This is a genomic window from Mucilaginibacter daejeonensis (genome assembly GCF_020783335.1).
Classification (GTDB): domain Bacteria; phylum Bacteroidota; class Bacteroidia; order Sphingobacteriales; family Sphingobacteriaceae; genus Mucilaginibacter; species Mucilaginibacter daejeonensis.
This window is the reverse complement of the sequence record NZ_CP086068.1, coordinates 3,240,602-3,254,268: the sequence shown is the minus strand read 5'-3', so window position 1 is coordinate 3,254,268 and position 13,667 is coordinate 3,240,602. Positions and strand designations below refer to the sequence as shown.

Below are 13,667 nucleotides of genomic sequence, written 5' to 3'. Positions count from 1 at the left end.
GGCGATGGAAGTTTTACGCCAGGCGGGGCACCTGCTCCGGAAGGAAATATTGCTTGAATGGCGCTCAAAGTACGCTTTCAATGGTGTATTGCTGTACATCGTATCTACCATCTTTGTTTGTTATATAGCCTTTCACTTAACACCAGGTTTTGAAAAAAGTCAAGGTTACCCATTGGTTTGGAATGTATTATTCTGGATCATCATTCTGTTCGCCTCGGTGAACGCTATAGCCAAAAGCTTTTTGCAGGAGAGTCGAAGCCGTATGCTGTACTATTACACCATAGCGGCACCACATGCGGTCATCATTTCCAAAATGATCTATAATGCTTTGCTCATGGGGCTGTTGAGTGTGCTGGCACTGATCGTTTATAGTATCTTCTTTTATAACGCTGTGGGCGATGGTGTTTGGTATTTTCTTACCATTTTAATGGGCAGCGTCACGTTCTCCACAGTGTTCACCATGGTATCGGCCATTGCGGCCAAGGCAGGTAACAACGGAACGCTTATGGCTATCCTGAGTTTTCCGGTGATCATACCGGTGATCATGCTGCTGATCAAGATCAGTAAAAGCGCAATGGATGGGGTAGAACGTAGCCTCACCTTCGGCAATTTTGGAGTACTGGCCGCCATCAATGTGATCGTGATCGCTGTCTCGCTTATTTTGTTTCCGTTTTTGTGGCGCGATTGATCATGCGTATATTTAGTACCAGATCGCTATATCGTATCAACTTGGCTTCATTAGCACCATCATTGTCATCACTGCACATCTTTTCAATAAAGCGTTGGGTGCTGGTTATGCTATGTATGCTGGGCTTCCCGGTGTGGTTATTCGCTCAAGGTACCATTAGCGGCAAGGTCATCAATGCAAATAGCAAGGCTCCTGTAGGCAAAGTAAGCGTATTCCTGAGTAACGCTACCTATGGCACCGCTACTGATGAGGACGGTAACTTCACGCTTCGTAACATAAAGTCAGGGCAGTATCAACTGGTCATGACATCGGTTGGCTATGAGGACTTTATACGAACGGTGCTCATTAACGGGCAATCGATGACCGTTAATGCCGAACTTAAGCCGGCCGTGCTGCAACTGAGCGATGTGGTGGTGACAACGCCAGCCGACTGGAAACGCAACTATGAGATGTTCCTGACCGAGTTCTTCGGCACATCGGCTTACGCCAAGCAATGCCAGATACTTAATCCACACGATCTGACGCTCATTTACCGAAAGTCGACGCGAACGCTACAGGCTTACTCTTATGATTTTGTGAATATCGAGAACAAGGCTTTAGGGTACAAGATCAAGTTCCTGCTTAAGGATTTTAAGAGCGATAGGCTGAACAATATTATGTCGTGGGAGGGCAAGATCCTGTATGAAGAGTTACCCGGTTCTCCTGCTCAAAAAAAGAAGTGGGAGCAAAGGAGGCAGGAAATCTATTTTGGATCAAGCCTGCACTTTTACCGCTCATTGGTGAATGGCAACTTTGATAAGGACGGTTTTGAGATGCGCATACTGGCGCGTCGCCCTAATCCGCAACGCCCCGACGAAGCGATCATTAACAAGAAGCTCGATAAATTCGCTGCAGGCCCACGTGATTCATCCAGGTATTGGTATGATATGTATAACCTGTCAAAGTATGACAGCAAATTATACCCTGATCACATCAAGCCCGAACAGGTCGTGCAACGCACGCCCGAAGAGGGATTGTTCGCCTTGTCATTTCCTGAAAGTCTTTATGTGATCTACACTAAAAAGCGTGAGACGCAGGAATTCAAGGATATTTACCGTCCGCTGGATATGCCTAACTATGAGGTCAGCGTGATCACGTTATTTAAGCCATTTTATATTCTTTTTGACAAGAATGGTGCAGTAGTATCGTTACATAGTGACATGTTCGAGGGCACTTGGAGCAAGAACAAGGTAGCCGAGTTACTGCCTGTAGACTATACGCCATCAGCCGAACCTGTTACAGCAACTTTGAAGTAAGGCTGTTACAAAATACTATGTATGCATAGTATTTTGAATTGTTTTTTTGTTATACCTTTGCGCACTGTTTATTGATATGGATTTCATTTATCGGTCGTGGTGGAAATATATGGCAGTGCTTTTAGTGGCCTATACTATGGTAGCCGGCTTTTTATTACCGGTGCCTAAACTGCCTATCCTGCACGAGACCATACGTAACGTTTATTTTCACGTCCCTATGTGGATGGCCATGTTCGTGGTGTTCGGCATATCGGTGTTTTACAGCGTGAAGTACCTGGCTACCGGTAAGGAGCAGTACGATCTGGTGGCTATCGAGAGTGTGAACACCGGTATCATCTTCTACATTTTAGGGTTGCTCAGTGGCATGCTTTGGGCTCGCTATACCTGGGGCGATTACTGGAGCAATGATCCTAAGCAGAACAGTGCCGCAATAGCCTTCTTACTCTACTGCGCCTACCTGGTATTGCGTAACGCTATTGACGAAGAGCAAAAACGTGCTCGTATATCAGCTATATACAACATTTTTGCCTTCCCGGTAATGGTAGTATTGCTACTGATCTTACCTCGTTTGACCGATTCCTTGCATCCAGGCAATGGCGGTAACCCAGCCTTCGGTAAGTATGATATGGACAGCGCCATGAGGGCCGTGTTCTATCCGGCTTGTGTGGGTTGGATCTTCTTGGCGGTATGGGTGGCCACCCTTCGTTACCGTATCCGTTTGATCGAGAACAAAAATAATTCGCTATAAAAAATGATGAAGAGACTTGCTTGCCTGCTGTTGTTATTGATAGGTAGCTTTGGCGCCTTTGCACAAGATGTTGAGATGGCCGATACCTTGCGTAGCTCGGGTAAGATCTATGTGGTGGTAGGCACGGTAGTGATCGTTTTTGTTGGCCTTGCCATATACCTTTTTACGATCGATAAACGCCTTAGCCGCCTGGAAAAGGAAAAAAATTGAACCTTTTAAAAGATTTAACGTATTCATTAACATATCCTTTGAAGAGCAATTAGCAGATTGCCAATTATAACTAATCTATATACAATGAGTAATTTAATCATAGCCGATCATGAAACGCACTTTTTTAGTGACGTTTGCGCCAACTTTGATCATGCAGCTCAGTTCACAAAACATGACGCCGGTCTGTTAGATCAGATCAGGTCATGTAACAGCGTTTACCGCTTCCGTTTCCCTATACGTAAAGGTAATGGTTTTGAGGTGATCGATGCATGGCGTGTAGAGCACTCACATCACCAAAGCCCTACCAAGGGTGGTATCCGTTATAGTGATATGGTGAACGAGGATGAGGTGATGGCTCTTGCCGCCCTCATGACCTACAAGTGCGCTATCGTGAACGTTCCATTCGGCGGTGCCAAAGGTGGCATCAAGATCAACCCTAAGAACTATACTGTGCAAGAGCTGGAGAACATTACCCGCCGTTACACAGTAGAGTTGACCAAAAAGAACTTCATCGGCCCAACTATCGACGTACCTGCACCTGATTATGGTTCGGGCGAACGTGAGATGAGCTGGATCGCTGATACCTACGCCACAATGAACCCTGGTCAGGGTGATGCATTAGGTTGCGTTACCGGTAAACCGATCGCATTGCACGGTATCGCTGGTCGTCGAGAGGCTACTGGTCGTGGTGTGGCGATCGCCGCCCGCGAGTGTGTGAGTGTAGTAGAAGATATGCAACGTATAGGCCTTACCGCCGGTTTGAACGGCAAGCGCGTGATCGTGCAAGGCTTGGGTAACGTAGGCTACTACTCAGCTAAATTCTTATCTGAGTTCGGTGCGATCATTGTTGGCTTGTGCGAGTACGAAGGCGCTATTTACAACGAGAACGGTCTGGATTACGAAGCAGTGTTCCAACACCGTAAAGCAACAGGTTCTATCCTGGGCTTTGCCGGCGCTGCAAAGGAGTTCACCAACTCAGGCGAGGGTTTAGAGCAACCATGTGACATTTTGGTACCGGCAGCGCTGGAAAACCAGATCACTGTAGATAACGTGCGTAATATTCAAGCCAAGATCATCGTGGAAGGTGCCAACGGCCCGACCACTCCTGAAGCGGAAGCTATTTTCTACGAAAAAGGTGGTTTGATCGTTCCAGACATGTATGCCAACGCCGGTGGTGTTACCGTGTCATACTTTGAATGGTTAAAGAACCTTTCGCACGTATCGTTCGGTCGTATGAACCGTCGTTTTGAAGAGAACTCGAACCTGAACCTTGTAAACATGGTAGAAGGTATCACCGGTGTGTCATTGACCTCTGAGCAACGCTCAACGATCATCAAAGGTGCATCAGAACTTGAATTAGTGAATTCAGGTCTGGAGGATACGATGATCCGTTCGTACCACGAGATACGCGAAACTTACAATAATACCAGCGGCATTGACACCCTGCGTGTGGCAGCCTTTGTGGGCGCCATTAACAAAATAGCAGTGAGCTACCAAAACCTTGGTGTTTGGCCATAAATAACTGACGAATATCATTACGAAAAGAGCATCAGGCATAGCCTGATGCTCTTTTTTTTGGAGCCCTTATTTTATATTGGCCGATACTTGTACATTTACGTATAGTGAACCTCATCAGAATGATCATTCTCGTATTGTCCATGGCTATCGTTACCGATGCATATGGCCAGTGTCCGCCCAACATCGGGTTCGAGGATGGTAACTTCACTAACTGGGAGACCTTTTATCGCAAGGGCAGTAGTACCGCAAAGCCTAACGTTCCGCTCGAGCCCAGTAACCCCATCTCTACTATACACACGATCATCAGCAAAAGCAGCACGCAGTTGGATAAATACGGTGGATTCCCTGAAGTTTGTCCTAATGGCAGTGGCTACTCGATCAAGCTGGGTAATGAGCAGGTAGGTGGACAAGCTTCACGCGTTACCTACACTTACAATATACCGAAAGGGCGTGAGTTCAAACTTATTCTCAATTATGCGGTGGTGTTGCAGAATCCTACCCATGAGTTGAACCAGCAGCCTAAATTCACAGCACAGGTTTTCAATGTAACAGATGGTAAGTATGTCGATTGCCCTTCGTTCAACTTCGAGGCATCGTCAAGCCTGCCGGGCTTCGAGTTGAGCAACGTGCAGATAGGTGGTACCCGGCCAACCTCAGTATATTTTAAAAAGTGGGCGGCCACTACGATCAACCTGACCTCGTACCAGGGCAAAACGGTACGACTGGAATTCACCGCTTACGACTGCGTTCCTGGCGGTCATTTTGGCTACGCTTACCTCGACATTGACTCCGACTGCGGGTCGGGCATTACCGGTAATGTGTATTGCCGCGATCAAACCAGTATTACGCTGCTGGCCCCGGTTGGCTTTGCCAATTACACATGGTACAGTGCAGATCTGAAGACCCAAAAAGGCACAGGACAGGCGTTGACACTTGACCCGTTACCTGACCCGGGCACTACTTACGCAGTGATATTGGAACCTTACCTAGGCATCGGTTGTACTGATACCTTGTACACCTCCACACAGCTTTACGACGATGCTTTTAAAGTAAAAGCGCTGCCCGTTATTTATGGGTGCCCTGATATCGGCGTGGACCTTACGGACGCATCGGTCACCTCGGGCAGTAGTAGCGGGCTTAAGTTTTCCTACTTTACCAACCCCAATACCCGCGAGTACCTTTACAAGCCAGAGGCGGTCACCATGGATGGGACCTATTACATCAAAGGAGAGAACGCTTATGGATGCCAGGCGGTTGTACCCGTACAGGTGATCATCACTCAGCCTGAGCTGACGGTGAAGGACGGCACTACGGTGGTATTCCCTACCACAGTAGACCTTGGTCAAACCGTCAAAAAGCTAAGTGGCTACACTTATACCTACTATTACGACAAGGAAGCCACCAGCATGATCAATAATTACGAGACGATATCGCGAAGCGGTACATACTGGGTGAAAGCAGCCAATTCCGGCGGGTGCGAATTGGTCAAACCTGTAACAGTGATCGTGAAGCCACCTCCACCGTTCGTGGTAAGTGCGCCCACCGCATTCACGCCTAATGGTGATGGTGTGAACGACAGGTTCACGCTCAAACTGGAAGGCGAGATCGCTTTCGGTAGTGTCAGCGTTTATGACCGTAACGGTAGCCTGGTGTATCGCACCAATGACAAGACCGCTTTTTGGGATGGTACCTACAACGGGCGCACCTTACCGGTGGGCACTTACTATTGGTTATTTGAAGGTGTTGACCGTTATTACAAGAACAAAGTGAACAAGGGTTCTTATGTTTCTTTATTAAGATAAATTCTAAATAGTATATATCCTTTGCAATAGATCTTATTCGCTGATCGTTTTGTATTTTTGTAAATTGTTTTACAGCAGGTAAGATCTTCATGAAAAAAAGCTCCATTTTAGGCATTATCGTGATCGCCGTTGCTATAGCGGTCATTGTTAGTACCTACTCTAACACAAGCACTTACGGTTCATTCAGTGATGCAAAAGGCACCGAGACCGAACTGCATATCGTTGGTCATCTGAACAAAGGCAAACAGTTGTATTATGATCCGGTCAAGGATGCCAACTACTTCTCTTTTTACATGCTTGATAACAAAGGCGAGGAATGTAAGGTAGTGTTCACCGGCACCAAACCGCAGGATTTTGAACGCTCGGAGCAGATCGTACTGACCGGCCAAATGCGTGGTAGGGAGTTCCATGCTTCCAAGATATTGATGAAGTGTCCGTCAAAATACACGCAAGACAAGTTAGAAACCACCGAGATCACTGCTAAGCAGGCCACTACATAAATTTAATGGATACAGTTTTTCAAGACGAGCACCTTTTACCGGGACAGCTGGGGCAATTATTTGTCATACTTTCTTTCGGTACCGCGCTGCTCTCCACTATCAGCTACTACTTCGCAACCACTCAAACCGATAAGCTCGACCTTTCATGGCTCAGGCTGGGCCGCCTGAGTTTCTACATCAACTCGCTGTCGGTAGTGGCCATAGGTTGCTGCCTATTCTATATCATTTACAACCATCTTTTTGAGTATCATTACGCATGGGCGCATTCATCGCGCTCATTGCCGGTATACTATATCATTTCCAGCTATTGGGAAGGGCAGGAGGGCAGCTTTTGGCTGTGGACCTTCTGGCAGGCCGTGCTGGGTAACATCCTGATCTTAAAAGCCCGCTCATGGGAGCGCCCGGTCATGTTCATCGTCAGCTTATCGCAAGTGTTGCTGAGCTCGATGCTGATCGGTGTGAATATCCTGGGCGAGCGCATCGGTAGCTCTCCGTTCATTTTGCTCCGCGATGCTATCGAAGGACCGATATTTAGCCGTCCTGACTACATGAAATATGTAAAGGATGGTAACGGCTTGAACCCGTTGCTGCAAAATTACTGGATGGTGATCCACCCACCTACCTTGTTCCTTGGCTTTGCCTCCATGGTGGTGCCGTTCGCTTATGCGGTGGCTGGCCTATGGCGGCGCCGTTACAAGGAATGGGTATCAGCAGCTATCCCTTATGCACTGTTCGCGGTTATGATCCTGGGCACCGGTATTATTATGGGTTCTTTTTGGGCCTATGAGTCGCTTAACTTTGGCGGTTTCTGGAATTGGGACCCGGTAGAGAACGCATCGCTGATCCCATGGTTAGTACTGATCGCCGCTGTACACGTGATGATCGTTTACAAGAATAGTGGTCATTCCTACTTTACCGCAACCTTGCTCACCTTGCTGAGCTTCGTACTGGTGCTTTACGCATCGTTCCTGACCCGTAGTGGTATCCTTGGTGAGACCTCGGTACATGCGTTTACCGACCTGGGTATGTTCTGGCATTTGGTGATCGATGTATTGATCTTCTTGGGCATTATGGTCTTCTTCCTGGTTTGGCGCTGGAAAGAGCTGCCGTTCTCTAAAAAAGAAGAAGAGACCTACTCACGCGAGTTCTGGGTATTTGTGGGTTCTGTGTTCCTGGCATTATCTTGCTTGCAATTAGTGGTCGTGACATCGATACCGGTTTGGAACGCCATGTTTGGTACCAAGATCGCACCACCAGCCGAACCGGTTACGTTGTACAATATCCTGGAGTCGGCGTTCGCTTTCGTTATTTCGTTGTTCCTGGGCTTTACCCAATTCCTCAAATACAAAAAGACCGACACCACCCGCTTTTTCATCAGCACGTTGGTTTACATCGTGGTCGCTGCACTGCTAACCGGTGTGGTGATCTGGGTGAGCGGATTATATAAATTGAAGTTCGTTTTCTGGCTGGCCATGTTCGGTGCCATATTTGGCGTGCTGGCTAACGCTAAGATATTGGCTGAGGCCCTGAAAGGAAAGTTCAAACTGGCCGGTTCGGCCGTTGCGCACATCGGTTTTGCCTTGCTGTTGGTAGGCGCGTTGATCGCTGCCGGTACCAGTAAAGTGGTATCGCAAAACGAGACCGGCGTGATACAGGTGAAAGATTTTGAAAAGGCCGGTGACGCTCGTGAGAACATCATGCTGTACAAGAATCAGCCTGTTGATATGGGTGGTTACAAAGTGACTTACGTAGGCGATTCGCTGGTGGCACCTAATCATTATTTCAAGGTCGACTATAAGAAGTATGATAAAGATGGCAAGTTGACCGAGCATTTTGTGTTGAAGCCAAATTCGCAGGCCAATGCCAAAATGGGTTTGGTCTCATCGCCTGATACCAAGCATTATTTGCTACATGATCTTTACACCCACATCACCGCCGCGCCGATCAAAGGCGAGGAAGATCTGGAAGCAGGTGCCACCGAGGAACATGATCATGGTAATGATGACAAGAATTACAACCCGCCGGTAAGCTATGAGGTGGGTTTAGGGGATACTATTCGTTACCGCGAAGGTTATATGATCCTGCGTAACCTGAACAAGCAGCCGAGTTTGCAAGACATTAAACTTACCGCTAATGATGTTGCAGTAGGTGCTCAATTGGAGATCGTATCGCACGATACCAAATACACTGCCGAGCCGGTGTTCATGATCAAGGATGGAAACAGCTTCGATTTTGCCCGCAAGATAGCCGATGCTGGGTTGAAGGTGCGTTTCTCGAAGATCATACCCGAACAGAACAAGTTCCAGATCATGGTATACCAGCAGCCGGAACGCTTAAAATCATACATCGTGATGCGGGCTATTAGCTTTCCGTACATCAACTTCTTCTGGTCAGGTACCATCATCATGGTGATCGGCTTCCTGATGTCGATATTCAGAAGGAATAGGGAATTGAAAGTTAGCTGATCAGGCTATTAAAATTAGAGCCTGCAACCTCAAAGTTGCAGGCTTTTATGTTAAATAAGATTTCATTAGCATGCGTATCACACTCATTGGCTCAGGTAACGTGGCCACTCACTTAGGGGCGGCGTTGAAGAATGCCGGGCATCACATCGTGCAGGTGTACAGTCGCGACCAACATAACGCGGCATTGCTGGCCTATCATTTGAAGGCCCAACCGGTCACTTCTTTTGCAGAACTGCATGCCGACACAGATCTGTTCATCATCAGTATCAAGGATGATGTGATCGATGAGGCCGCACAAGCAGTTGCTCCATATCGCATTCCGGTGGTACATACATCCGGGGCTACACCACTCAAAACACTTTTAAGATATACCGAGCATGCAGGCGTATTTTACCCTCTGCAAACCTTCAGCAAGATACGAGAGGTTGACTTCCGTTCGGTGCCTATGTGCATCGAAGGGGCTTATGAGGACCTTAATGCAATGATCAGGGAATTGGCCATGAGCATAAGCAACAATGTTTACGATATCAGCACTGATCAGCGTAAGACCTTACACCTTGCGGCTGTGTTCGCCTGTAACTTTCCTAATTATTTGTACCACGTGGCACAAGAGCTTTTAGCTGCCGATCAGATCAGCTTTGACCTTATACGGCCGCTTATTTTAGAGACCGCTTTGAAGGTACAGCAACAGTTGCCTGGTAATGTGCAAACCGGCCCTGCGATTCGTAATGACGAGCATACCATGCAGGCCCATTCGCAGTTACTTGTCCATCGGCCCGACCTGCAAAATATATACGAGACCTTAAGTCAGGCTATCATCAAAATGGGGCAGGGCTAAACGTAGGTTAAGTAATTTTGTTACTTTTGCCAAAATGGATATTTTTAAAGTTAAGATAAGCTTTGAGGAGCCGGACCACGCACCGGTAGAGTTGCCGATCGCCGCAGGGGAATCGGTACTGGATGTTTGCCTCGAAAATGGTATCGAACTTCAGCATAATTGCGGTGGCGTTTGCGGCTGCAGTACCTGTCATGTATATGTTACCAAAGGGATGGATAACATCCAGGAGATATCAGATAAAGAAGAAGATTTTATTGACCGCGCCGTTAACCCACGCATCACGTCAAGACTGGGCTGCCAGTGTGTGGTGATCGATGGCGACATTGAGGTGTTGATCCCTGATCAGTCGGCCTTTATGGGTCACTAATTTTACTATACCGTTTAACACGATCTAATTGAACATGAACAACGATAAGTTTGCATTACCTATTCACTGGAACGACTACGAGGACATCGCCATGGGCCTTTACGAAAAATTTGGCGATGAGTTCGGCGAGTCGAGGATATACCGTATCCGCTTTACTGACCTGTTGGAGTGGGTGTTAAGCCTGCCTAATTTTGCCGGCACCCGTGAAGAATCGAACGAGGGGCACCTGGAGCAGATCCAATCGGCATGGGTATACGAGTGGCGCGATAATCAATAACGATCGGTAGCGGTCGTTCGATAGTTTTCTTAAAAGATCTTACATCTGTTAAAAATCTTACAAAACATTGCTTACTAAGTTCAAAGACATCACCACCTTCATATTTGATGTGGATGGTGTGCTAACCGATGGCTCAGTTTATGTGAACGATCAAGGCGAGCAGACCCGTGCCTTCAACATCAAGGACGGTTATGCATTGCAGTTGGCCGTTAAGTGTGGTTACAATGTGTGCGCCATATCGGGCAGCCGATCAAAGATCGCCATGCACCGTTTGACCACCCTGGGCATTAAAGACATATTTTTAGGTAGCGGTATCAAGACCGATACCTTTAAAGCCTACATCAACGAGCGCGGCATCAGCCCCATGACAGTGATGTATATGGGCGATGATATACCCGATCTTGCCGTAATGCAGCAGGTAGGCATGCCGGTTTGTCCGGCCGACGCCGCCGAAGAGATCAAGGAGCTTTGCGAATACGTATCGCCATTACCTGGAGGACGTGGCTGCGCCCGCGACGTGATCGAGAAGACCCTGAAGATCCAGGGCAAATGGATGGGTGCTGAGGCTTACAGCTGGTAAAATATATAAATGGGCCATACCACATGGCCCATTTTCATAATATCGATTCAATATCAATTATATGGTCCATGTCCTGTGGATCTTAACACCAAAAACCTATGGCTATTCCTAAGATCATTTTGGCTTCCAAATCTCCGCGCAGGCAGGAACTGCTGAGGCAAATGGACGTTGACTTTGAGGTGGTTCTCAAAGAGGTGGACGAATCTTACCCTGATGGTTTGACCCCGGAAGAAGTTGCCATACACATAGCCGAAAAAAAAGCCAAAGCTTACGATGGTACTGTGACCGATGAGGCCGTGCTGACCGCCGATACGATCGTGACCATTGATGGGCTAATTCTCGGTAAGCCTGATGACGCGCAACATGCTGTTGAGATGCTCAAGCTGCTTTCGGGCAGGGTACATAGAGTTGTCACTGGCGTTTGCATCTTCTACAAAGGCCGTTATAACCTGTTCCATGATGTATCAGAGGTGTTCTTCCGTACATTGACCGATAACGAGATCACCACTTATGTGGAACGTTACAAGCCATTTGACAAGGCCGGTTCATACGGTATACAAGAATGGGTAGGGATCACTGGTATCCAACGCATCGAGGGCTCGTACACCAACGTGGTAGGGCTACCCACCGAGAAGGTATATCAGCAGTTATTAAAACTTGCTAAACAATAGCAACTTATTTGTAAACTACTATCTTAGTGTTCTTGATGAAAAGAGCACCAATGCATAACATCTCTATCCCCGAACCCTGCCAGCAGGAGTGGGATGATATGGACGATCACCAGCAGGGTAGATATTGCCACAACTGCCAAAAAACGGTGATCGATATGCGTGCCATGACCGATGGCCAGATCTTGTCCCTATTAAGCTCTGGTGGCAAGATCTGCGGTAACATCAATAAAGAGCAGCTGGCAAGGCTAAACACTTACGTTCAACCTGCGGCTCCTCGCTCCGGTCTCTTTACTTCGGTGTTGAGAATAGCTGCTGGTCTTGCGGCTTTGTTCAGCTACTCTGCTGCCGTGGCTAAGCCGGCTTATTCGACCGAACAGCACCCTGTGGCACCCAAACGATTAGACATTTTACCGAACGCTGATACCACAAGTTCGAAGGTGATCAGTGGCACGGTGGTCGATCATGATAAACAAGCACTTGTAGGGGTCAGCATCAATGTAAAAGGATCCAAAGCCTTTGCAACGACCGATGCACAAGGCAAGTTCTCGCTTTTTGTCAATTCTGAAGACGATATCCTGCAATTCAGGTATATAGGGTTTGAGAACAAAGAGCTGCCGGTGCGAAAGCTTAGAAAAAGCAGATCACTAACGCTTGAGATGAAAGCCTCTGTATTGGGAGAGGTCGTTGTTACTCAAGTAACTAATAGATGATGACCTCTGGACGGCCAATGAGCTTTAACAGGTCAGCAGGTCATTTCCCGAATAGCTCCGCCAGTACCCCTTCTTTCAGTGAATAAGCGGTCATCGAAGCTTCATTGACACCCAATTTGCTGATCAGGTAGCGCGTCAGTAGCGAGGCCACTACGATCATGTCCACACGCACTTCAATAATGCCTTTGGTAGCCGCGCGTTGTTCATGGTCAGAGTGTATAAGATGCTCAGTGATAGTGGTCAGGTCGGCCAGATCAAAAGTGTAAGTTGGCGTTAGCTTGAGATCGAACGTGCGGCCGTTTTTTGCTTCGGCCAGTTCGGCGAACGTCTCAAATGCACCTGAGGAGCCAATGATACCATGCAGGTCGTGACCGTTCACCGCGTCAAAAAGTGGTGCAAGCATTTGATCAAGGTAAGTATGCATCTCAGTGACCTGGTCACGAGTGATCGGGTCGTTCCGATGAAATTTTGACATTAAGCGTGCTGCACCGATCTCGAAGCTCTGCTTATAAAGCACCTCCTCACGAGTACAGAGGATGAACTCCACACTACCGCCACCAATATCCACGATCAGGCTCTTGCTGTCGGTCAAACACCCTGACGCTTTTACGCCCTGGTAAATATATCCGGCTTCGGTTTCGCCGCTAATGGTCTCGATCTGGATACCTGTGCGCTCTCTTACCTCATCCATGAACTGGCCGCCGTTGCTGGCGCTCCGCATGGCCGATGTACCGATGGCCTTCACTTTGCTGACCCCATGCTTCTCGATAGACCTTTGAAACGCGATGAGTGTATCTATACCGCGTCGATAGGCTTCAGGTTTGATAGTGCCTTCATTAATGCCTCCTTCGCCCAGTTTAACGCCTACATGGTCATGTTGTATCTGTTTAAAAAAGGTATCAGTATCGGGTTCGGCAATGAGGAGGTGGAAGGTGTTAGTGCCAAGATCCATCACGGCTACGCGGTTATTGAGCATGCCTCTAAAATAAAAGATCCCC

At 47.7% G+C, this 13,667-nt stretch carries 15 protein-coding genes; 14 read left to right on the top strand and 1 reads right to left on the bottom strand.

Features of this window, described 5'->3' with window-relative positions; translation table 11 throughout:
* The first annotated feature begins 4 nt into the window (after window positions 1-4).
* The 14 genes from LLH06_RS13865 to LLH06_RS13800 all read left to right on the top strand — a co-directional run bounded on the left by LLH06_RS13865 (window position 5) and on the right by LLH06_RS13800 (window position 12,669).
* Window positions 5-688 (top strand): heme exporter protein CcmB, encoded by a 684-nt coding sequence (locus tag LLH06_RS13865; RefSeq protein ID WP_228169886.1) that lies wholly within the window; start codon window positions 5-7, stop codon window positions 686-688.
* 2 nt (window positions 689-690) lie between these two features.
* Entirely contained in the window at window positions 691-1,983 is a 1,293-nt protein-coding gene (locus LLH06_RS13860; protein ID WP_228169885.1) for a carboxypeptidase-like regulatory domain-containing protein, read from the top strand.
* Window positions 1,984-2,059: 76 nt separating this feature from the next.
* On the top strand, window positions 2,060-2,731 hold the full coding sequence (ccsA, locus tag LLH06_RS13855) for a cytochrome c biogenesis protein CcsA (RefSeq protein ID WP_394800282.1): 672 nt from the start codon (window positions 2,060-2,062) through the stop codon (window positions 2,729-2,731).
* A gap of 3 nt (window positions 2,732-2,734) precedes the next feature.
* A complete protein-coding gene (locus tag LLH06_RS13850; RefSeq protein ID WP_317206679.1) occupies window positions 2,735-2,941 on the top strand; it encodes a CcmD family protein in 207 nt (68 codons plus the stop codon).
* 84 nt (window positions 2,942-3,025) lie between these two features.
* Window positions 3,026-4,459: a Glu/Leu/Phe/Val family dehydrogenase gene (locus tag LLH06_RS13845; protein ID WP_228169884.1), complete on the top strand. Its 1,434-nt coding sequence runs from the start codon at window positions 3,026-3,028 to the stop codon at window positions 4,457-4,459.
* Window positions 4,460-4,578: 119 nt separating this feature from the next.
* Entirely contained in the window at window positions 4,579-6,261 is a 1,683-nt protein-coding gene (locus tag LLH06_RS13840) for a T9SS type B sorting domain-containing protein (RefSeq protein WP_228169883.1), read from the top strand.
* Between the two features lie 89 nt (window positions 6,262-6,350).
* Window positions 6,351-6,761, top strand: coding sequence for a cytochrome c maturation protein CcmE domain-containing protein (locus LLH06_RS13835; protein WP_228169882.1), 411 nt, complete (start codon window positions 6,351-6,353; stop codon window positions 6,759-6,761).
* 5 nt (window positions 6,762-6,766) lie between these two features.
* Window positions 6,767-9,226: a cytochrome c biogenesis protein CcsA gene (ccsA, locus tag LLH06_RS13830; protein ID WP_228169881.1), complete on the top strand. Its 2,460-nt coding sequence runs from the start codon at window positions 6,767-6,769 to the stop codon at window positions 9,224-9,226.
* 70 nt (window positions 9,227-9,296) lie between these two features.
* Window positions 9,297-10,064: a Rossmann-like and DUF2520 domain-containing protein gene (locus LLH06_RS13825; protein WP_228169880.1), complete on the top strand. Its 768-nt coding sequence runs from the start codon at window positions 9,297-9,299 to the stop codon at window positions 10,062-10,064.
* Window positions 10,065-10,098: 34 nt separating this feature from the next.
* Window positions 10,099-10,431: a 2Fe-2S iron-sulfur cluster-binding protein gene (locus tag LLH06_RS13820; RefSeq protein WP_228169879.1), complete on the top strand. Its 333-nt coding sequence runs from the start codon at window positions 10,099-10,101 to the stop codon at window positions 10,429-10,431.
* A 34-nt stretch (window positions 10,432-10,465) separates the two neighbouring features.
* On the top strand, window positions 10,466-10,708 hold the full coding sequence (gene iscX, locus LLH06_RS13815) for a Fe-S cluster assembly protein IscX (protein ID WP_228169878.1): 243 nt from the start codon (window positions 10,466-10,468) through the stop codon (window positions 10,706-10,708).
* Between the two features lie 67 nt (window positions 10,709-10,775).
* A complete protein-coding gene (locus LLH06_RS13810; protein ID WP_228169877.1) occupies window positions 10,776-11,288 on the top strand; it encodes a KdsC family phosphatase in 513 nt (170 codons plus the stop codon).
* A 98-nt stretch (window positions 11,289-11,386) separates the two neighbouring features.
* Window positions 11,387-11,959 (top strand): Maf family protein, encoded by a 573-nt coding sequence (locus LLH06_RS13805; RefSeq protein ID WP_228169876.1) that lies wholly within the window; start codon window positions 11,387-11,389, stop codon window positions 11,957-11,959.
* A gap of 35 nt (window positions 11,960-11,994) precedes the next feature.
* Window positions 11,995-12,669: a carboxypeptidase-like regulatory domain-containing protein gene (locus LLH06_RS13800; protein ID WP_228169875.1), complete on the top strand. Its 675-nt coding sequence runs from the start codon at window positions 11,995-11,997 to the stop codon at window positions 12,667-12,669.
* A gap of 40 nt (window positions 12,670-12,709) precedes the next feature.
* Here the strand turns inward: LLH06_RS13800 and LLH06_RS13795 are convergent, their stop codons facing one another.
* Window positions 12,710-13,645 carry a Ppx/GppA phosphatase family protein gene (locus LLH06_RS13795; protein WP_228169874.1) on the bottom strand — a complete coding sequence of 312 codons (936 nt, stop codon included), beginning with the start codon at window positions 13,643-13,645 and terminating at the stop codon, window positions 12,710-12,712.
* Between the last annotated feature and the right edge of the window lie 22 nt (window positions 13,646-13,667).

Coding starts and splice junctions, on each gene's coding strand:
- LLH06_RS13865 (WP_228169886.1), top strand. CDS start 5: ATGGAAGTTTTACGCCAGGCGGGGCACCTGCTCCGGAAGGAAATATTG.
- LLH06_RS13860 (WP_228169885.1), top strand. CDS start 691: ATGCGTATATTTAGTACCAGATCGCTATATCGTATCAACTTGGCTTCA.
- ccsA (WP_394800282.1), top strand. CDS start 2,060: ATGGATTTCATTTATCGGTCGTGGTGGAAATATATGGCAGTGCTTTTA.
- LLH06_RS13850 (WP_317206679.1), top strand. CDS start 2,735: ATGATGAAGAGACTTGCTTGCCTGCTGTTGTTATTGATAGGTAGCTTT.
- LLH06_RS13845 (WP_228169884.1), top strand. CDS start 3,026: ATGAGTAATTTAATCATAGCCGATCATGAAACGCACTTTTTTAGTGAC.
- LLH06_RS13840 (WP_228169883.1), top strand. CDS start 4,579: ATGATCATTCTCGTATTGTCCATGGCTATCGTTACCGATGCATATGGC.
- LLH06_RS13835 (WP_228169882.1), top strand. CDS start 6,351: ATGAAAAAAAGCTCCATTTTAGGCATTATCGTGATCGCCGTTGCTATA.
- ccsA (WP_228169881.1), top strand. CDS start 6,767: ATGGATACAGTTTTTCAAGACGAGCACCTTTTACCGGGACAGCTGGGG.
- LLH06_RS13825 (WP_228169880.1), top strand. CDS start 9,297: ATGCGTATCACACTCATTGGCTCAGGTAACGTGGCCACTCACTTAGGG.
- LLH06_RS13820 (WP_228169879.1), top strand. CDS start 10,099: ATGGATATTTTTAAAGTTAAGATAAGCTTTGAGGAGCCGGACCACGCA.
- iscX (WP_228169878.1), top strand. CDS start 10,466: ATGAACAACGATAAGTTTGCATTACCTATTCACTGGAACGACTACGAG.
- LLH06_RS13805 (WP_228169876.1), top strand. CDS start 11,387: ATGGCTATTCCTAAGATCATTTTGGCTTCCAAATCTCCGCGCAGGCAG.
- LLH06_RS13800 (WP_228169875.1), top strand. CDS start 11,995: ATGAAAAGAGCACCAATGCATAACATCTCTATCCCCGAACCCTGCCAG.
- LLH06_RS13795 (WP_228169874.1), bottom strand. CDS start 13,645: ATGCTCAATAACCGCGTAGCCGTGATGGATCTTGGCACTAACACCTTC.